At 72.3% G+C, this 16,501-nt stretch carries 17 protein-coding genes and 1 pseudogene; 11 read left to right on the forward strand and 7 right to left on the reverse strand.

Going from position 1 to position 16,501, the window contains the following annotated elements; translation table 11 throughout:
* The first annotated feature begins 117 nt into the window (after window positions 1–117).
* Genes ACIRB7_RS01410 through ACIRB7_RS01425 form a run of 4 tightly spaced genes read left to right on the forward strand, consistent with a single transcriptional unit; the run spans window position 118 to window position 1,688 of the window.
* On the forward strand, window positions 118–669 hold the full coding sequence (locus ACIRB7_RS01410) for a MarR family winged helix-turn-helix transcriptional regulator (RefSeq protein ID WP_403590727.1): 552 nt from the start codon (window positions 118–120) through the stop codon (window positions 667–669).
* Between the two features lie 31 nt (window positions 670–700).
* Complete coding sequence (locus ACIRB7_RS01415) at window positions 701–1,204, forward strand: sigma factor-like helix-turn-helix DNA-binding protein (protein ID WP_403590730.1); 504 nt, start codon at window positions 701–703, stop codon at window positions 1,202–1,204.
* Window positions 1,201–1,452, forward strand: a complete 252-nt coding sequence (locus ACIRB7_RS01420; RefSeq protein ID WP_403590733.1) for a hypothetical protein — start codon at window positions 1,201–1,203, stop codon at window positions 1,450–1,452. The genes ACIRB7_RS01415 and ACIRB7_RS01420 overlap by 4 nt, the downstream gene beginning before the upstream one ends.
* Window positions 1,453–1,496: 44 nt before the next feature.
* Window positions 1,497–1,688, forward strand: a complete 192-nt coding sequence (locus ACIRB7_RS01425) for a DUF1059 domain-containing protein (RefSeq protein ID WP_403590736.1) — start codon at window positions 1,497–1,499, stop codon at window positions 1,686–1,688.
* A 93-nt stretch (window positions 1,689–1,781) separates the two neighbouring features.
* Here ACIRB7_RS01425 and ACIRB7_RS01430 read toward each other — a convergent pair whose 3' ends face one another.
* Window positions 1,782–2,936, reverse strand: a complete 1,155-nt coding sequence (locus ACIRB7_RS01430; RefSeq protein ID WP_403590738.1) for a cystathionine gamma-synthase — start codon at window positions 2,934–2,936, stop codon at window positions 1,782–1,784.
* 71 nt (window positions 2,937–3,007) lie between these two features.
* Between ACIRB7_RS01430 and ACIRB7_RS01435 the strand changes: the two genes are divergently transcribed.
* The 4 genes from ACIRB7_RS01435 (at window position 3,008) to abc-f (ending at window position 7,377) form a co-directional block, all read left to right on the forward strand.
* Window positions 3,008–4,120, forward strand: coding sequence for a hypothetical protein (locus ACIRB7_RS01435; RefSeq protein ID WP_403590741.1), 1,113 nt, complete (start codon window positions 3,008–3,010; stop codon window positions 4,118–4,120).
* 122 nt (window positions 4,121–4,242) lie between these two features.
* Window positions 4,243–4,908, forward strand: a complete 666-nt coding sequence (gene msrA / locus ACIRB7_RS01440; RefSeq protein WP_403590744.1) for a peptide-methionine (S)-S-oxide reductase MsrA — start codon at window positions 4,243–4,245, stop codon at window positions 4,906–4,908.
* Window positions 4,909–4,924: 16 nt separating this feature from the next.
* Complete coding sequence (locus ACIRB7_RS01445; protein WP_403590747.1) at window positions 4,925–5,590, forward strand: hypothetical protein; 666 nt, start codon at window positions 4,925–4,927, stop codon at window positions 5,588–5,590.
* A 155-nt stretch (window positions 5,591–5,745) separates the two neighbouring features.
* Window positions 5,746–7,377 (forward strand): ribosomal protection-like ABC-F family protein, encoded by a 1,632-nt coding sequence (abc-f, locus tag ACIRB7_RS01450; protein WP_403590750.1) that lies wholly within the window; start codon window positions 5,746–5,748, stop codon window positions 7,375–7,377.
* A 99-nt stretch (window positions 7,378–7,476) separates the two neighbouring features.
* On the opposite strand, the pseudogene ACIRB7_RS01455 reads toward abc-f, so the two are convergent.
* Window positions 7,477–7,776: pseudogene (locus tag ACIRB7_RS01455) on the reverse strand (DUF1330 domain-containing protein); the annotation flags it as partial.
* Between the two features lie 159 nt (window positions 7,777–7,935).
* Window positions 7,936–8,976 carry an NAD(P)-dependent alcohol dehydrogenase gene (locus ACIRB7_RS01460; RefSeq protein ID WP_403592429.1) on the reverse strand — a complete coding sequence of 347 codons (1,041 nt, stop codon included), beginning with the start codon at window positions 8,974–8,976 and terminating at the stop codon, window positions 7,936–7,938.
* 141 nt (window positions 8,977–9,117) lie between these two features.
* Here ACIRB7_RS01460 and ACIRB7_RS01465 point away from each other — a divergent pair, with 141 nt between their 5' ends.
* Complete coding sequence (locus ACIRB7_RS01465; protein WP_403590753.1) at window positions 9,118–9,984, forward strand: helix-turn-helix domain-containing protein; 867 nt, start codon at window positions 9,118–9,120, stop codon at window positions 9,982–9,984.
* 83 nt (window positions 9,985–10,067) lie between these two features.
* On the opposite strand, the gene ACIRB7_RS01470 is transcribed toward ACIRB7_RS01465, so the two are convergent.
* Together ACIRB7_RS01470 and ACIRB7_RS01475 are read right to left on the reverse strand one after the other, a co-directional pair.
* Window positions 10,068–11,342 carry an Ig-like domain-containing protein gene (locus ACIRB7_RS01470; protein ID WP_403590755.1) on the reverse strand — a complete coding sequence of 425 codons (1,275 nt, stop codon included), beginning with the start codon at window positions 11,340–11,342 and terminating at the stop codon, window positions 10,068–10,070.
* A 203-nt stretch (window positions 11,343–11,545) separates the two neighbouring features.
* Window positions 11,546–11,890: a hypothetical protein gene (locus tag ACIRB7_RS01475; RefSeq protein ID WP_403590757.1), complete on the reverse strand. Its 345-nt coding sequence runs from the start codon at window positions 11,888–11,890 to the stop codon at window positions 11,546–11,548.
* 110 nt (window positions 11,891–12,000) lie between these two features.
* Here ACIRB7_RS01475 and ACIRB7_RS01480 point away from each other — a divergent pair, with 110 nt between their 5' ends.
* Window positions 12,001–12,270, forward strand: a complete 270-nt coding sequence (locus tag ACIRB7_RS01480; RefSeq protein ID WP_403590760.1) for a hypothetical protein — start codon at window positions 12,001–12,003, stop codon at window positions 12,268–12,270.
* Between the two features lie 77 nt (window positions 12,271–12,347).
* On the opposite strand, the gene hutH is transcribed toward ACIRB7_RS01480, so the two are convergent.
* Window positions 12,348–13,889, reverse strand: a complete 1,542-nt coding sequence (hutH, locus tag ACIRB7_RS01485; protein ID WP_403592432.1) for a histidine ammonia-lyase — start codon at window positions 13,887–13,889, stop codon at window positions 12,348–12,350.
* 294 nt (window positions 13,890–14,183) lie between these two features.
* Between hutH and ACIRB7_RS01490 the strand changes: the two genes are divergently transcribed.
* Window positions 14,184–15,209 carry a hypothetical protein gene (locus tag ACIRB7_RS01490; protein ID WP_403590763.1) on the forward strand — a complete coding sequence of 342 codons (1,026 nt, stop codon included), beginning with the start codon at window positions 14,184–14,186 and terminating at the stop codon, window positions 15,207–15,209.
* 81 nt (window positions 15,210–15,290) lie between these two features.
* On the opposite strand, the gene ACIRB7_RS01495 is transcribed toward ACIRB7_RS01490, so the two are convergent.
* Entirely contained in the window at window positions 15,291–16,439 is a 1,149-nt protein-coding gene (locus ACIRB7_RS01495; RefSeq protein ID WP_403590766.1) for a diguanylate cyclase domain-containing protein, read from the reverse strand.
* Window positions 16,440–16,501 lie beyond the last annotated feature (62 nt).

A 16,501-nucleotide genomic window follows, 5' to 3' on the forward strand; every position in this document is an offset into this window, starting at 1 on the left:
TGGCCGCCCGGCGGACGGGTGCGCAACTGGTTTACGCAGCCCCGGTACGGACCTCCCCGGGGCCGCGTACTCTGTCCCCCACCGACCGACCACCCCCGCACGAGAGAGACCCCAGCCATGCCCACATCTCAGGACATGACGACTGAGTTCGACCCCGGTCTCCTCGATGCCCTCCAGCACCAGGTGGCCGTCTTCGCCCGCCGGGCCGAGCAGACCCGCCTCGGCGGCACGGGCCAGCTGCGGAACTCGATGGACCGGGCAGCGTACCTCCTGCTCAACAGGCTCGACCAGGAAGGCCCGATGGGCGTCAAGGCGCTCGCGGCCGGCATGGGCATCGACTCGTCGACCGTCACCCGCCAGGTCGCCCCGCTCGTCGACACCGGCCTGGTGAAGCGCACCTCGCACCCGGAGGACGGACGGGCCGTCGTCCTCCAGCTCTCGCCGCGCGGCCTGGCCCGCCTCGAGGAGGTCCGTTCCTCGCGCCGCCAGCTGATGGTGGAGGTCACGGACGGCTGGACGCCGGACGAGCGGGAGTCCTTCTGCACCCTGCTCACCCGCTTCAACACCGCCCTGTCCGTACGGCAGTCGGCCCACACCGGCCACGCCGGGGGCGAGTCCGGGGGCACCGCCACGACCGAGGGGCCGAGCGAGTCCGCGCCGACCTCTTGACCCCACACCCGCGCTGCCCTCAGATGAGGACGTGCGAGAGGACGTACGAGAGCATCGGAGCGGCCCCGGCGCCGCCGGACGTACCGAACGCGCCTACCGCGCCCGGGAGTTCGAGGCGTTCGTCGCCGGGGCGGCGGGCCGGCTGCTGCACGCCGCGACCCTGCTCACCGCCGAGACCCGCACCCGCAACCCGCACGCCCAGGCACTGCTGACCGCCTCCCTCGCGCACACGTACGCGACCTGGGACCGGCTGCGTGACGAGGACCCGTACGACCTCACCCGGCGCGACCTCGCCGCCCGCTTCGCCCGCACCGCCTGGCGGCACCGCGGCGGTCGGGGCGGAGTGCTCTCCGCCCTCCACCCGCAGGAACGGCTCGTCCTCGTCCTCCGGCTGTACGAGGGGGTCGCCGAGGAGCAGGTCGGGGCGCTGCTCGGCCTGCCGGAGGCACGCGTCCGCGCGGTCTGCGCCCGATCCGTGGCCGCGCTGAGGGCGGAAGCCAGACGGCGCGGCGCTCCTGGGGAGACGGCCGCGTGACGCGGCACGAGGACAAGGAGGCCGCGGTCCGCCGGCTCCTCGACACCCCGCATCCGCCGGTCCCGGGCGACCTGGCGCGGCGGGCGGCGGAGCGCGGGGCCCGGCGCGCGCACCGCGCCCGGACGGTACGCCGGGCGCTCTGGTTCCTGGGCACGGTCGCCGTGCTCGCGTTCGTGGTGTGGGCGTCGGTGGCCCGGCCGTGGGAGGTCCCGCCGGCGGAGACGACACCACCGCTCGAAGGGTGGTGAGGACGGGCCTAGCCTGGAACGAGGGGGTCTGTCTGGAGGTCGTCATGGCCAGGAAAGCATCCGACTGCCGGGACGCCCCGAGCGTCTCCGGCTGCTCGCTGTACATCTCGGGCGAGGAGGAGGAAGTCCTTCGCGCGGCCGTCGAGCACGCCGTGTCCGTACACGAGCACACGGACACCCCCGAGTTCCGCGAGGAGGTCCGGGCCTATCTGAAGGACCCGCTGCCCGGGACGTGAACGAGCCGGAGAACCCGGCCCCCGCCGGTGCACGACGGAGGAGGGCCCGGCCCCCCTCCCGCGGGGTGCCGGGCCCTCCGTACGGACCGGCTGTCAGCCCAGCGCCGTGCGCAGGTCGGCCAGCAGGTCGTCGACGTTCTCGATGCCCACCGAGAGGCGGACCAGGTCGGCGGGCACTTCGAGGGCGGAGCCCGCGACGCTCGCGTGGGTCATCCGGCCCGGGTGCTCGATGAGGGACTCGACACCGCCGAGGGACTCACCGAGCGTGAAGAGCCGCGCACGGTTGCAGACCTCGACGGCCGCCTCCTCGCCGCCCTCCACGCGGAAGGAGATCATGCCGCCGAAGGACCGCATCTGCTTGGCCGCGACCTCGTGCCCCGGGTGCTCCGGGAGACCCGGGTAGAGCACCTGGGTGACCTTCGGGTGCTGGGTCAGCATCTCGACGATCTTCTCCGCGTTCTCGCTGTGCCGGTCCATGCGGACCGCGAGGGTCTTGATGCCGCGCAGCACGATCCACGAGTCGAAGGGGCCGGCGACCGCGCCCATCGCGTTCTGGTGGTACGCCAGCTCCTCGCCGAGCGCCTCGTCGGCCGTCACGAGCGCACCGCCGACGACGTCCGAGTGGCCGCCCATGTACTTGGTGAGCGAGTGCACGACGACGTCCGCGCCGAGCGCCAGCGGCTGCTGGAGGTACGGCGACGCGAAGGTGTTGTCGACGACGAGCTTCACGCCGGCCTGGCGGGCGACGCCCGCGACGGCCTCGATGTCGGTGATGCCGAGGAGCGGGTTCGACGGGGTCTCGACCCAGATCAGCTTCGTACGCTCGTTGACGGCGTCCCGCACCGAGTCGATGTCGGAGGTGTTCGCCACCGAGAAGTCCACGCCCCAGCGCTCCACGACCTTGGCGAACAGCCGGAACGTGCCGCCGTAGGCGTCGTTCGGGATGACCACGTGGTCGCCGGGCGCGAGGAGCGTGCGCAGCAGGCAGTCCTCGGCGGCCAGACCGGAGGCGAAGGCGAGACCGCGCCGGCCGCCCTCCAGGGCCGCCAGGTTCTCCTCCAGGGCGGTACGGGTCGGGTTGGCGCTGCGGCTGTACTCGTATCCGCCGCGCAGCCCGCCCACGCCGTCCTGCTTGTAGGTGGACACCTGGTAGATGGGCGGGACGACCGCGCCGGTCAGCGGGTCGGCGGTGTTGCCCGCGTGGATCGCGCGGGTCTCGAAGCTCTGGTGGGAGTGCTGGTCGCTCATGGTCAGGAGCGTAGTCCCGGACGACCCCCGGCGCCGCGATCGTCTCATCCGGTGTCCTGGACAATGGACGCATGGAGATTCTCTGGTTCCTGATCGCGCTGGGCATGCTGTTCGCCGTACTCGGTCCCTATCTGGCGCGCCGACGCGGTGGCGGGGGCGGGATCCGGCTGGCGGCGCCGGGGTCGCCGGACGCGGCGGACCCGGAGGCGTACGGGTTCATGCGGCAGGAGGACCAGGACGTACGGCTGCCGGGCGCGGACGACGACCTGCTCCACGTGCTCGACGTCGTCCAGGCCACCCAGGACTGGGGGGCGGCGTCGCGGCTGCTCGCCGCCACCGACAAGGACGGCGAGGTGCGCTGGCAGCGCGTCCAGGCCTTCGCGGGCGCCGCGTCCCTCGAGCTCCAGGAGCGGCCGGGCGTGGGCGGGGCGTGGCTGCGGGCGTGGCGGGCGGAGGCCCCGAAGGACGCGGGCGGGGCGGCCGTGCACGCGGAGTTCCTGGTGCAGCAGGCGTGGCGTTCCTCGGCGGCCGGGACCGACGACTTCCGGATCATCCTGGAGGAGGGGCGGAAGGTCACCGAGGAGGCGGCGCTGCTCGCTCCGGGCGACCCCGTCCCGTACATCACGCAGCTGGCCGTGGCGCGCGGCCTCGGCTACAGCCACGAGCAGTTCGACCAGGTGTGGGCGCAGGTCATCGACCGCGCGCCGCAGCACATGGGGGCGCATCTGGCGGCCCTGCACTACTGGTGCGAGAAGTGGCACGGTTCGCGCGAGGAGGCCGACCACTTCGCGACGACGGCCGCGGCGCGCGCCCCGCGTGGCTCGCTGCTCGCGGCGCTGCCGCTGTTCGCGGTGTACGAGCACGTGCCGGACATGGTGCTCGTGCGGGACTTCTTCCGTACGGCGGTGGTGTCGAAGGCGATGGACGGCGCGCTGTACGCGGTCCACTCGGCCCGGTCCGACGACCCGATGCTGGCGCACGTCCGCCATCTGCTCGTCTGGTTCCTGGTGCGCGGGGAGCGCTGGGCCGAGGCCATGCACCAGCTGGTGAAGGTGGACGGGCACGTGGGCGCGGTGCCGTGGACGCTCAGCGGTGACCCGGCGGCGGAGTTCACGGTCTTCCGGAACCTGGCGGTGGCGGGGTACGAGGCGAACGGCGGCAGCCCGGCGACGCTGCCGCGCTGACGGGGGGGCGCGCCGGGGGAGGAGTATCCCCCGCCTCCTTGTGCTGTGCCGGAGGGTGAGGGGAAGGATTCCCCTCACCTCCTTGTTGTGCTTGTCTGCCGACCGTCGAGGAGAGATGCAGCATGTTCCTGTCCCGCACCCCCGTCCTCCCCACCCCCGAGCAGGCCCTGCGCGGCCGTTCCGAGCCCGAGTTCCTCGTGCCCGACCGTCACACCGTGCTCGGCAACCCGCTCCTCGGCCCGTACCCGGAGGGCCTGGAGGTCGCCGACTTCGCCCTCGGCTGTTTCTGGGGCGCCGAGCGCACGTTCTGGCAGACCGACGGCGTCTGGACGACCCTCGTCGGCTACCAGGGCGGCTACACGCGGAATCCGGCGTACGAGGAGGTCTGCTCGGGTCTGACCGGCCACACCGAGGCCGTCCGGGTCGTCTTCGACCCGTCGAAGGTCTCGTACGAGAGCCTCCTGAAGCTGTTCTGGGAGTCGCACGACCCGACGCAGGGCTTCCGCCAGGGCAACGACGTGGGCACCCAGTACCGCTCGGCGATCCACACCCACTCCCCCGCCCAGGCCGCGGCCGCCGAGGCGTCCCGCGAGGCCTACCAGAAGGTCCTGACGGGCTCGGGCTACGGCACGATCACCACCGAACTCCTCCCGGCCGACGAAACCCGCCCGTTCTACCCGGCGGAGCCGTACCACCAGCAGTACCTCGACAAGAACCCGGCGGGCTACTGCGGCATCGGCGGCACGGGCGTCTCGTGCCCGATCGGCGTGGCCAGGGCCGACGGCTGACGGCCCGCTTCGTCGCGTGAGCTTCGGGACCTACGCACGGCGGGTGCGTGACGAACGGCTGCCGACCGCCAGGCGGTACACCGCACTGCGGTGTGCCGTCGGGCAGTACTGTCCGCTCGGCTTCCACGCGACCTGGACCTACCTCGCCATGACGGCAGTCCCTTCGCCGGACCTCCGGCGGGACGCCGCCGCTCTGTTGCGCGCGCTGGACACCCTGGAGGCGAGCCGCGCGGTCCGGCGCGCGGAGGTGGCCTCCTTCGCGGCCCGCCGCCGGGTGGAGAAGGCGGCCGGTCGGCGGATTCGCGTGGGCGGGCCCGTCGCGGCATCGTGGCGGCCGCACTGGCCCACCGCGACGGCACCGTCCCGGCTGGGGCTCGTCGCCGCCGTGGCCGACCGGCACAGGGCGTTCCGCGGTCTGCCCCGGCCCGACCCCACCCTCGTGTCCGACGACGTGGCGCTGCGGCTCACGGAGTTGCACGACCGGCTCGACGCCTGCGGGGCAGCCTACGTCGCTGCCCTCGGAGTGCCGGACGACACGGCACGCGACGAGCTCGTCGGCGTCCGTGCCGGCATCCGCGACGAGGTCCGTCCGGGCTACGCACCGCTGAACACGCACCTCCTCCAGTGGCTGCGCTTCGCGGACCTCCTCGTTTATGCCACGGCGGCTTCCCCCGCCCGGTAGCTACACTCGACCGCATGGGTTCGTTCTACTTCTTTCTCTGATTCCGGCCGTGGACACGGCCTGAGCCGCTGACCCGGCGCCCTTTCGGCGCGGCCTCGGCGGTCCCGGTGTCCCTTTCTCCGGCCCGAACGCCCCCTCTCCCAGGGAAAGAACCCATGCGCGACCGCGCCCAGTTGACCTTGAAAGACGTCTCCAAGTCCTATGGGGACCGCTCCGTCCTCGAACAGATCACGTTCACCGTCCGCCCCGGTGAGAAGGCCGCCGTCATCGGCGAGAACGGGTCCGGGAAGTCCACGCTGCTGCGGCTGCTCGCCGGGGCCGAGGCGCCCGACGGCGGGGAGCTGACCGTTCGGTTTCCCGGTGGCGTCGCGCGGCTCGCGCAGACGCTCGCGGAGACCTTCGGTGTCGGGCCCGAGCACACCGTGCGGGACACCGTCGACGCCGCCCTCTCCGAACTCCGCACCATGGAGCGGGAGTTGCGGGCCGCCGAGGAGTCGCTCGGCTCCGCGACGCCCGGGGAGCTGCTCGCGTACGGCGAGTTGGCCGCCCGGTACGAGGAGCGCGGCGGCTACGAGGCGGACGCCCGGGTGGACGCCGCGCTGCACGGCCTCGGCCTCGGACATGTGCCGTACGAGCGTCGGGTCGGCACCCTCTCCGGCGGCGAGCAGTCGCGGCTCGCCCTCGCCTGCGTCCTCTCCGCGGGGACCGAGCTGCTGCTGCTCGACGAACCCACCAACCATCTCGACCGGGCCGCCGCCGGCTGGCTGGAGGAGCGGCTGCGGACGCACCGCGGCACGGTGGTGGCGGTCACCCACGACCGGGCGTTCCTGGAAGGAATGGCGACGGCGATCCTGGAGGTCGACCGGGACACCCGAGCCGTGACCCGTTACGGCGACGGCTGGTCCGGCTACCGCACGGCGAAGGCCGCGGACCGTCGCCGCCTGGCGCAGGAGCACCAGGAGTGGCGGGAAGAGCTGGCCCGTACGGAGGAGCTGGTCGCGCGTGCCGGACAGCGGCTCGCCGGGTCCGGCAAGGACCCCCGGCAGGGCTTCGGCAAGCACCGCCGCTCGCACGAGAACAAGCTGTCGGGGCAGGTCAGGGCGGCGCGCGTACGGCTGGACCAGCTGCTGCGGGCGCCGGTACCGGCCCCGCCGGAGCCGCTGCGCTTCACGGCCCGGATCTCGACGACCGCCGGGGCCGGCGGCGCCGGGCTTCCGGTCCTCGCCGAGCTCGTCGACGTCGTGGTCGGTGACCGGCTGCGGGTCGAAAAGCTCCGGATCTCGGCCGGTGACCGGCTGCTCGTCTCCGGGCCCAACGGCGCCGGGAAGACGACCCTGCTGCGGGTGCTCGCCGGCGAGCTGCGGCCCGACGGCGGGACGGTCGTACGGTCGGCCCGTGTCGGATACCTGGCCCAGGAGCTGCCCCCCGTACCGTCCCCGAAACCCCTGCTCACGGCGTACGCGGCGGGACGCCCCGGCCTGCCGGAGGAGCACGCGGAGGAGCTACTCGCGCTCGGGCTGTTCCGGGAGGAGGACCTGGCCGTGCCGGTGGCCCGGCTCTCGGTGGGCCAGCAGCGCCGGCTCGAGCTGGCCCGGCTTGTCACCCGGCCGGCCGACCTGCTGGTCCTGGACGAGCCGACCAACCACGTGGCGCTGTCCCTGGTGGAGGATCTGGAGGCGGCGCTCGCCGCCTTCGAGGGAGCGGTGGTCGCGGTCTCCCACGACCACCGCTTCCGGGCGGGCTTCGGTGGCACCCGGCTCGAACTCCGCTCCGGCCGCACGGTCTGACGCGGCGGCCGCGTCCGCCACGTCTGACGCGTCCGGCGCGGTGGCGCGCAGCACCGCGGCGGTCGCCGCCGGGTCGTAGCCGGGGCCGACGCCGTCGATCAGCTGGAGGTCGCCCGCCATGTGCCGCGCGCGCAGCGGGATCAGCTCCTGGTAGGCGGCGGAGTCGTACCACGCGCGGGCGTGCCCCATCGAGGGGAAGCCGACGAGGACGACCGCGCCGGGCCACTCGCCCTCCTTGACGTCCCGCTCGGGCGCTCCGTGCACGAGGAAGTGGCCGCCGAAGGGGTCGAGCGTGGACTTGACGCGCTCCATGTACTGGAGGACCTCGTCGTGGAGGGCGGCTGTCGGGCGCAGGTTCGCTATCGCGTATGCGGTCATGGGGACAGCGTGCCGGGGCATGCCGTCCGGGGTCGATTACCCCGGAGGTCACGCCCCGGCGATCCCCCCTGGCCGTCACGCTCCGGCAGTCACGCCGGGCCATCGCTCCCGGCCGTCACGACCCGGCCCGTACCGCCTGACGAAACCGCCCGTCGGAACCGCGCGTCACAAGGCGGGCGTTCAGATCGTCGACGTGTCGACAACGAACCGGTAGCGGACGTCGCTCGCGATGACACGCTCGTACGCCTCGTTGATGCGGTCCGCCGAAATGACCTCGATCTCGGCGCCCAGGCCGTGCGCCGCGCAGAAGTCGAGCATCTCCTGCGTCTCGGCGATGCCGCCGATCATCGAGCCGGCGAGGGTCTTGCGGCCACCGATGAGGGAGAAGAGGCCGACCGAGACGGGCTCCTCGGGGGCGCCGACGTTGACGAGGGCGCCGTCCGTCTTGACCAGGCTCAGGTAGGCGTCGAAGTCCAGCGGAGCCGAGACCGTGGAGATCACCAGGTCGAAGGTGCCGGCGAGTTCGGTGAAGGTCTTCGGGTCGCTCGTCGCGTGGAAGTGGTCGGCGCCGAGCTTCAGGCCGTCCTCCTGCTTGCGCAGCGACTGGCTGAGCACGGTCACCTCCGCGCCGAGCGCGTGGGCGATCTTGACGCCCATGTGGCCGAGGCCGCCGAGGCCGACGATCGCGACCTTCTTGCCGGGGCCGGCCCCCCAGTGGGCGAGCGGCGAGTACAGGGTGATGCCGGCGCAGAGCAGCGGCGCGGCCTCGTCGAGCGCGATGCCCTCGGGGATGCGCAGGGTGTAGTTCTCGTCGACGACGATGTGGCTGGAGTAGCCGCCGTAGGTCGGCTCGCCGTTCTTGTCGAGGGCGTTGTACGTGCCGGTCATGCCTCCCGTGCAGTACTGCTCCAGACCCTGGAGGCAGTACGCGCAGGTGCGGCAGGAGTCGACGAAGCAGCCGACGCCGACCCGGTCGCCGACCTGGAACTTGGTGACACCGGGGCCGACCTCCGCGACGATTCCGGCGATCTCGTGTCCCGGGACCATGGGGAAGATGCCCTCGCCCCAGCCGTCGCGCGCCTGGTGGATGTCGGAGTGACAGATGCCGGCGTACTTGATGTCGATGAGGACGTCGTGCTCGCCGACGGGACGGCGCGGCACGGTGGTGCGCTCCAGGGGGGCGTTGGCGGCGGGTGCGGCGTAGGCGGGGACGGTGGTCATGTTCGTGGTCATGCCGTCCACGCTGCCCGAGAACTCCCAGGTCACCCAGCCCCCTGCTCAGCCTACGACCGGTGTGCCTACCACTGGCAGGGTCAGGAACGTACGTCCGGCGGCGGGGAGGGGCGGCGATAATGGGGTCGTATGGACCCCAGTGCCGAACTCAGCGAATTCCTGCGCTCCCGGCGGGCCCGGCTGAAGCCGCAGGACGTCGGGCTGCCCGAGTTCGGGCGGCACCGGCGGGTGCCGGGGCTGCGCCGTGAGGAGCTGGCGCAGCTGGCCGGGGTGTCGGTGGCGTACTACACCCGGCTTGAGCAGGGCAACGGCCGGAACGTGTCCACGGAGGTGCTCGACGCGATCGCGCGGGCGCTGCGCCTGAGCGACACCGAGCGGGCCCATCTGACGCATCTGGCGAAGCCGACGGTGAAGAAGCGGCAGCGGGCGGCGATAGCGCGCCCGCAGCGGGTACGGGCGTCGCTGTCGCAGCTGCTCGACTCGATGGACGCGGTCCCGGCCTTCGTCCTGGGGCGCCGCCTCGACATCCTGGCGTGGAACCGGATGGCGCGGGCCCTGTTCGGTGACTTCGCCGCGTGGGAGCCGGCCGAGCGCAACATGCCCCGGATGATCTTCCTGGATCCGAACGCGCGGGATCTGTACATCGACTGGGAGCACAAGGCGGTCGAGGTGGTGAGTGTGCTGCGGCTGTACGCGGGCTGCTACCCGGACGATCCGCAGCTGCTCGCGCTCGTGGGCGAGCTGTCCGTGCGGAGCGAGGAGTTCCGCTCGCTGTGGGCGGCGCACACGGTGACCGACAAGGGGCACGGCACGAAGCGGCTGCGGCACCCGCTGGTGGGCGAGATGACGCTGTCGTACGAGTCCCTGAAGGTGGCGGGCGACGATCCGGACCTGGTGCTCGTGACGTACCACGCGGAGCCCGGGACGGCGTCGGCGGACGCGCTGCGGCTGCTCGCGCAGTGGGGTGTGGACGAGACGACGGACGTACGGACGTAACGCGGTGTGAAGCATTGAAGCGCTGAGGCCCCCTCCCGGCGCGGGAGGGGGCCTCGGCGGTACGTACGCGTCCGCGTCCGGGATCAGACGGCCGAGCCGGCCTTCCAGTCCGCCCAGCTCATGTTCCAGCCGTTGAGGCCGTTGCTGGGGGCGATCGTCTTGTCCTTGGAGTTCTTGACGATCACGACGTCACCGACCATCGAGTGGTCGTAGAGCCAGGCGGCCTGCTGCTTCGGGTCGCCCGCTCCCTTGACGTCGTTGAGGCCGACGCAGCCGTGGCTGGTGTTGGCGGAGCCGAAGATCGAGTCGGGACCCCAGTAGTTGCCGTGGATGAACGTGCCCGAGGTGGACAGGCGCATGGCGTGCGGCACGTCCTTGATGTCGTACTCGCCCTTGCCGTCGTCGTCCGTGAAGCCGACGGTGGCGCCGTTCATCCGGGTCTCCTTGAACTTCTCGGAGATCACCATCTCACCGTTGTAGGTGGGGTTCTCCGGGGAGCCGGCGGAGATCGGGATGGTCTTGATCGTCTTGCCGTCCTGGGTGACCGTCATGGTCTTGGTGGCGACGTCGACGGTCGAGACCTGGTTGCGGCCGATCTTGAAGGTGACGGTCTTCTGCTGGACGCCGAAGACACCGTCGGCGCCCTCGACGCCGTCCAGGTCGAGCTTGAGGGTGACGGTCGAGCCCTCGGTCCAGTAGTCGTCGGGGCGGAAGTCGAGGCGCTGGGCGTCGAACCAGTGCCCGACGACCTCCTGGCCGCTGCTGGAGGTGACGGTGATGCCGCTCTGGACGGCCTTCTTGTCGGTGATCGCCTTGTTGAAGTTGATCGAGACCGGCATGCCGACGCCGACGGTGGAGCCGTCCTCGGGCGTGAAGCTGCCGATGAAGCTGTTGGCCTTGGAGACGGTGGTGAACGAGGAGTTCTCGTGCGCCTCCAGGCCCTCCGCGTCCGTGGCGGTGGCCGCGATCTTGTAGACCGTGGCGCGCTCCAGCTGCTCGCTCGGCTTCCAGCTGAGGCCGTCGGCCGCTATCTCGCCCTTGACCTTGGTGCCCTCGGCGGAGGTCAAGGTGACCTCGGTGAGCTTGCCGTCGGTGACGGTGACCTTGGCGTCGTTGTTGATGGACGCGTTCTGCGTGCCGCTCTTGGGCGCGATGGTGATCTGCGCCTTGGACGTCTTGGCCGCCTCCGCAGCCTTGTCGACCTGGGCCTGTGACTGTGGTGTGGGGGAACCGGCGGCGCCGGCGCCCTTGTCTCCGTCGTTGCACGCCGAGAGCACCAGCACACCACCGAGCACGGCGGCCGCGGCGGCCAGGCCCCTGCGGCGGCGCTTGCCGTCCTTCATCACACGCTTCTCCATCGTCGCCGATTCCCTGCCAACACTTACCTGAATACCCATGACACCCCGTCCGGTTCCGGAACCGGACGGTATGTGGGGAACGCCACTGATCGACACGCACGGGTGGTGCGTGCGGTTCCCGGCCCACGCGAAAGGCCTCGGGACGATGTCCCGAGGCCTCCGAACAGGGCGCTTCGAACCCCTAGGGGCGGCGAACCTCGCCCCTACGGTCGCTCTTCCTCGTCGTCATCCTCCGCCCCATCTTCCTCGCCGAGGTCCCACTCCAGCGCATCGGGGTCGTACTCGACCTCCTCGCTGCTCCAGGAGGCCTGGACCATCTCGATGCCGGGGACGTCCCGGATCAGGTCGAAGGGCTCGACAAGGTAGGCGAGGGCCTCGGCGCTGTCCTCGCGCGCGGCGGCGCGGGCGTGCACCCGCTCCTCCTCCGGCATGAACTCGTCGTCGTCGATCCGGCCCTCGGCGGCCTCGGCCAGCTCCGCGGGACCGTCGATCTCCAGAACCACATCGACGCGAAGGCGTACATAGCGTGCTGTCTCAGAAGTACTCATGGTTCGGAGCGTAGGGGCCGCGGGCCCTCGGCTTTCCCACGACCCGCTGTGTTCATTAGCATCGGCGCACCGATCAATTCACGGTTTCCGCAAGGGGGATCGAAATTTCCGTGTCCGCCGCCCGACGCCCACTGCTGACCGCGACAGCCGCGGGCACGCTGCTGTGCGCCCTGTGGTTCGTACCGTCCGCGAACGCCACCGACGACCCGGGCGGGGTACGAGTCGGGGTGACCCTGGACGAGCCCGCCCCGGGCGACGGGCGCCTCGCGGAGACCGGCGGCCTGGACACCATGCCTTACCTGCTTGGCGGTACGGGTTTCCTGGGGGTCGGCGCGGGTTTCGTGGCGCTCGCGATGAGACAGCGGGGCCGGGCGTCCTGAGAGCGCGGGCCCCGCTGTTCCGGTGTGTTCCGGGACCGCTGTTCCGGTCTGTTCCGGGGCCCGCGCGGGGACGGACGTCAGGCCAGGGGGCCGGTGACCGGTTCCACCGCCGCGACCAGCTTCCCTTCCCGTACGAAGGTGTCGGCGGCGGCCAGGTCGGGGGCGAGGAACCGGTCCGGGCCGGGGCCCTCGACGCCGGCCGCGCGCAGGGCGGCGATGGCGGCCTGCGAGGCGGGGGCGGGGGTCAGGCCCTCGCGGAGCTCGACGCCGCGGGTGGCCGCGTACAGCTCGACGGCGATGATCCGGTTGAGGTTGCCGATCGCGGTGCGCAGCTTGCGGGCGGCGGACCAGCCCATGGAGACGTGGTCCTCCTGCATGGCGGAGGACGGGATGGAGTCGGCGGAGGCCGGGACGGCGAGCCGCTTCATCTCGCTGACGAGGGCGGCCTGGGTGTACTGGGCGATCATCAGGCCCGAGTCGACACCGGCGTCCTCGGCGAGGAACGGCGGCAGGCCGTGCGAACGGTTCTTGTCGAGGAGCCGGTCGGTGCGGCGCTCGGCGATGGAACCGAGGTCGGCGGCGGCGATCGCGAGGAAGTCGAGGACGTACGCGACGGGGGCGCCGTGGAAGTTGCCGTTGGAGGCGACGCGGCCGTCGGCGAGGACGACGGGGTTGTCGACGGCGGCGGCGAGCTCGCGCTCGGCGACGAGCCGGGCGTGGGCCATGGTGTCGCGGCCGGCGCCGGCGACCTGCGGGGCGCAGCGCACCGAGTAGGCGTCCTGGACGCGGGGGGCCTCGCCGGCCTGGAAGTGGCCGGTGAGGCCGGAGCCCTTGAGCACGGCCAGCATGTTGGCGGCGGAGGCGGCCTGGCCGGGGTGGGGGCGGATGGCGTGCAGCTCGGGTTCGAGGACCTTCTCGGTGCCGAGGAGGGCTTCGAGGGAGAGCGCGGCGGTGATGTCGGCCGACTTGTAGAGGGTGTCGAGGTCGGCGAGGGCCATGATCAGCATGCCGAGCATGCCGTCGGTGCCGTTGAGGAGGGCGAGGCCCTCCTTCTCCTTGAGCTCGACGGGCGCGATGCCGTGCGCGGCGAGCAGCTCGCCGGCGGGGCGCAGCTCACCGTCGGGCCCCTCGGCGTCCCCTTCTCCCATCAGGGCGAGGGCGCAGTGGGAGAGCGGGGCGAGGTCGCCGGAGCAGCCGAGGGAGCCGTACTCGTGCACGACCGGGGTGATGCCGGCGTTGAGGACGTCGGCCATGGTCTGCGCGACCTCGGGGCGGACGCCGGTGTGGCCGGAGGCGAGGGTCTTCAGCCGCAGGAACATCAGGGCGCGGACGACCTCGCGCTCGACGCGGGGGCCCATGCCGGCGGCGTGCGAGCGGACGATGTTGCGCTGGAGCTGGGCGCGGAGCTCCTGGCTGATGTGCCGCGTGGCGAGCGCGCCGAAGCCGGTGGAGACCCCGTAGACGGGCTCGGGCTTGGCGGCGAGCGCGTCGATGACGCTCCGCGCGGCGGCGAGCGCCTGCACGGCCTCGGTCGACAGCTCGACGCGGGCGCCGTGACGGGCGACGTCGATGACGTCCTGCGGGGTCGTGCCGGACGTGCCGAGGACGACTGTCTGCATATCCATATTCAGCACCCTACGGATTGAAGACCGAGCTGTCACTAGGTGACTTGGTCACTGTCCGGGCGGGGGGCGGACCCTTACGAGGGCGGCCGCGCCAGAAGCCCATCAGGCACCCCCACCCCCAGAACCCCAGAGACCCGCCACCCCACGGACGTCCGCTCTCAGCTCAGCAAATTCACCTGGCCCCAAACAGCGGCGCGCCCCTACGCGTTGGTCTCGCCCCCACCCCCCAGCCGGCCTGGATGCGAACCCCTGCGAACCCCTGCGAACCCCGACACTAAGGTCGCCTCCATGAAGAGGACCACGCCGGCCCGGCCGCTCGATGTCGAAGAGCTCTTTCCCGAACTGGCCGCTCACCGGGGCACGACCACCCGGCTGCACCCGAGGCCGGGGCGTCCCGGTCTGTCCGAGAGCTCCGTCGGTGGGCCGATGCTGTGGCCGGCGGACGAGCCGTGGCCGGTGTGTACCGAGGTCCACGGCCGCGGCCGCGGGCGGCGCCCTGCGGACATTCGCCGAAAGCGTGAGGTCATGGCCGTCGCGGAGGCACGGGACCCGTACCGAGGGCTGACGGAAGAGGAGCGGCGGCTCGTCGAGGAGCTGGAGCGCGAGCACCTGGTGCCCGGGGCGAGCGAGAACGATCCGCTGCCCATGATCGGCCTCGCGCAGCTGTACGCGCGCGATCTCCCGGATCTCCCGGCCGGCCCGGACGGTGCCGACCTGCTCCAGGTCTTCTGGTGCCCCTTCGATGCCCACCGCCCCACCGGCTACAGCATGCTGCTCCACCTGCGCTGGCGCAGGGCGGCGGAGGTCGTCGACGTCCTGGCGTCGCCGCCGCAGCCGGAGGTCGTCGGCTACGAGGGTTACGTCCCCGACCCCTGCGCGCTGCATCCGGAGCAGGTGGTCACGTACCCCTTCGCCGGGCTGCTGCCCGAGGACCTGTGTGCTCGGATCTACGCCTGGGAGGAGGCTCTGGAGGAGGAGGCGGAGGAGCGGGAGGACGAGGCCGACCCCGTGGCCTACCAGTACGACCTGTCGATCCCGCCCGGCTGGCGGGCCGGCGGATACGCCTCCTGGCACGCGACCGACCCGTACCCGATGGACTGCCTGACCTGCGCGACCCCGATGCGTCTGCTGCTCACCGTCGACACGTCCGAGTGGGACGGCGGCAGCGGCAGCTGGACCCCGGTGGAGGACCAGGGCTCCCGCCCCCGCCCGGCCTCGGTCCCCACCGGGGTCGTGGTCGGCAACCACGGCGAGCTGAACGTCTTCGCCTGCCCCGGAGATCCCGCACACCCGCCGCGCTGGAGCGTCCAGTAGGGGGTCGCGCCGCATACGCCCGTCACGCCCACGAGCCCCGCTGCCCCGCTGCCCCGCTGCCCCGCTGCCCCGCCTGCAGCCTCAGGGACGTTGAGGTGGGTGCTCGCGTGGGGGTTCCACCGGTGGGGCGTCCCTGAAGCGGCGGCGGTCTCGGCCGCCCGGTGGGGCGTCCGCGAGGCGGATCACCGTGCCGTCGCGGCCCGCCACCACCGGTTTCGTCGAGCGGGCCGCCTTGGCCTGGTACTGGGCCGCGTCGGCGAGCCGGAAGAGGCGGCGGGCCGACTTGAGGGGGCCGATGGGGTCGCCTGTGGACGCCACCCCGCAGGCCACGCCCTCCCCCAGCTCCAGTTCCGCCGCCCGTACGCAGAGCTCCTCGGCGACCGCGACCACCTCGTCCGCCGTCGGGCCGACCGTCAGGAGGCAGAACTCGTCGCCGCCCAGGCGCGCCGCGAGCGCGCCGGGCAGCTGGGCGCCGCAGCGGGAGAGGACGGAGCCGAAGCGTTCGAGGAGCCGGTCCCCCACCGCGTGGCCGTGGGTGTCGTTGACGCGCTTGAGGCCGTTGAGGTCGCAGACCATCAGGCTGACGACGGAGCCGTCCGCCCGGTAGCGCTCGATGGCCTCGTCCAGGCGGGTGTCGACGGCCCGCCGGTTGGCGAGACCGGTCAGGGGGTCGGTGAAGGCCAGTTTGCGGACCTCCTCCAGGCGCTCGGCCTGCGCGATGCCCGCCGCGACGACCGCCGAGAGCACGGTCGCGAAGTCGGCGTCCGCCCGGGTGAAAGGTTTCGCCTGCGGCGGGCGGGCCACGTACAGCTCGCCCCACGCCCGCCCGTGCAGCACGATCGGGGACACCACGCAGCAGCCGCGCCCCCGCCGCCGCAGGCCCGTCACCCGGCCCGTCGATACCGGGTCGCCGGCGGTCTCCACCCAGGCGTCCGGCTCGCCGCCGCCCGCCCATCGCGCGTGCAGGAACTCGGTGATCTCGGGGAACTGGTGCACCGGATACGTCTCCGAGTCCGGGAACTCCTCCTCGCCCACGGCCCGCTCCCCCGCGTTCACCAGGACCTTGAGGCGGCCGTGGTCCCGCTGCCAGACGGAGAGGGCGGCGAAGGTGCCGTCGAGCCCTTCACAGGCCCCGAGCGCCGCCGCCCTCCAGAACTCGCGTGGAGTGTGCGCCGCCGCCATCCCCTGCGCCAGCGCCACTACGGCTCGCAGCCGTCCGTCCTCACCCATTCCTCCAGCTTAGGGAGGTTTGACCTGTTTTCACCTCTGAGGCGTCACCGTCCGTGACATTT

The sequence above is a fragment of the Streptomyces sp. NPDC093795 genome (assembly GCF_044764665.1).
GTDB lineage: Bacteria > Actinomycetota > Actinomycetes > Streptomycetales > Streptomycetaceae > Streptomyces.

Coding starts and splice junctions, on each gene's coding strand:
- ACIRB7_RS01490 (WP_403590763.1), top strand. CDS start 14,184: ATGAAGAGGACCACGCCGGCCCGGCCGCTCGATGTCGAAGAGCTCTTT.
- msrA (WP_403590744.1), top strand. CDS start 4,243: ATGTTCCTGTCCCGCACCCCCGTCCTCCCCACCCCCGAGCAGGCCCTG.
- ACIRB7_RS01470 (WP_403590755.1), bottom strand. CDS start 11,342: ATGGAGAAGCGTGTGATGAAGGACGGCAAGCGCCGCCGCAGGGGCCTG.
- hutH (WP_403592432.1), bottom strand. CDS start 13,889: ATGCAGACAGTCGTCCTCGGCACGTCCGGCACGACCCCGCAGGACGTC.
- ACIRB7_RS01460 (WP_403592429.1), bottom strand. CDS start 8,976: ATGACCACCGTCCCCGCCTACGCCGCACCCGCCGCCAACGCCCCCCTG.
- abc-f (WP_403590750.1), top strand. CDS start 5,746: ATGCGCGACCGCGCCCAGTTGACCTTGAAAGACGTCTCCAAGTCCTAT.
- ACIRB7_RS01435 (WP_403590741.1), top strand. CDS start 3,008: ATGGAGATTCTCTGGTTCCTGATCGCGCTGGGCATGCTGTTCGCCGTA.
- ACIRB7_RS01465 (WP_403590753.1), top strand. CDS start 9,118: ATGGACCCCAGTGCCGAACTCAGCGAATTCCTGCGCTCCCGGCGGGCC.
- ACIRB7_RS01410 (WP_403590727.1), top strand. CDS start 118: ATGCCCACATCTCAGGACATGACGACTGAGTTCGACCCCGGTCTCCTC.
- ACIRB7_RS01430 (WP_403590738.1), bottom strand. CDS start 2,936: ATGAGCGACCAGCACTCCCACCAGAGCTTCGAGACCCGCGCGATCCAC.
- ACIRB7_RS01475 (WP_403590757.1), bottom strand. CDS start 11,890: ATGAGTACTTCTGAGACAGCACGCTATGTACGCCTTCGCGTCGATGTG.
- ACIRB7_RS01495 (WP_403590766.1), bottom strand. CDS start 16,439: ATGGGTGAGGACGGACGGCTGCGAGCCGTAGTGGCGCTGGCGCAGGGG.
- ACIRB7_RS01425 (WP_403590736.1), top strand. CDS start 1,497: ATGGCCAGGAAAGCATCCGACTGCCGGGACGCCCCGAGCGTCTCCGGC.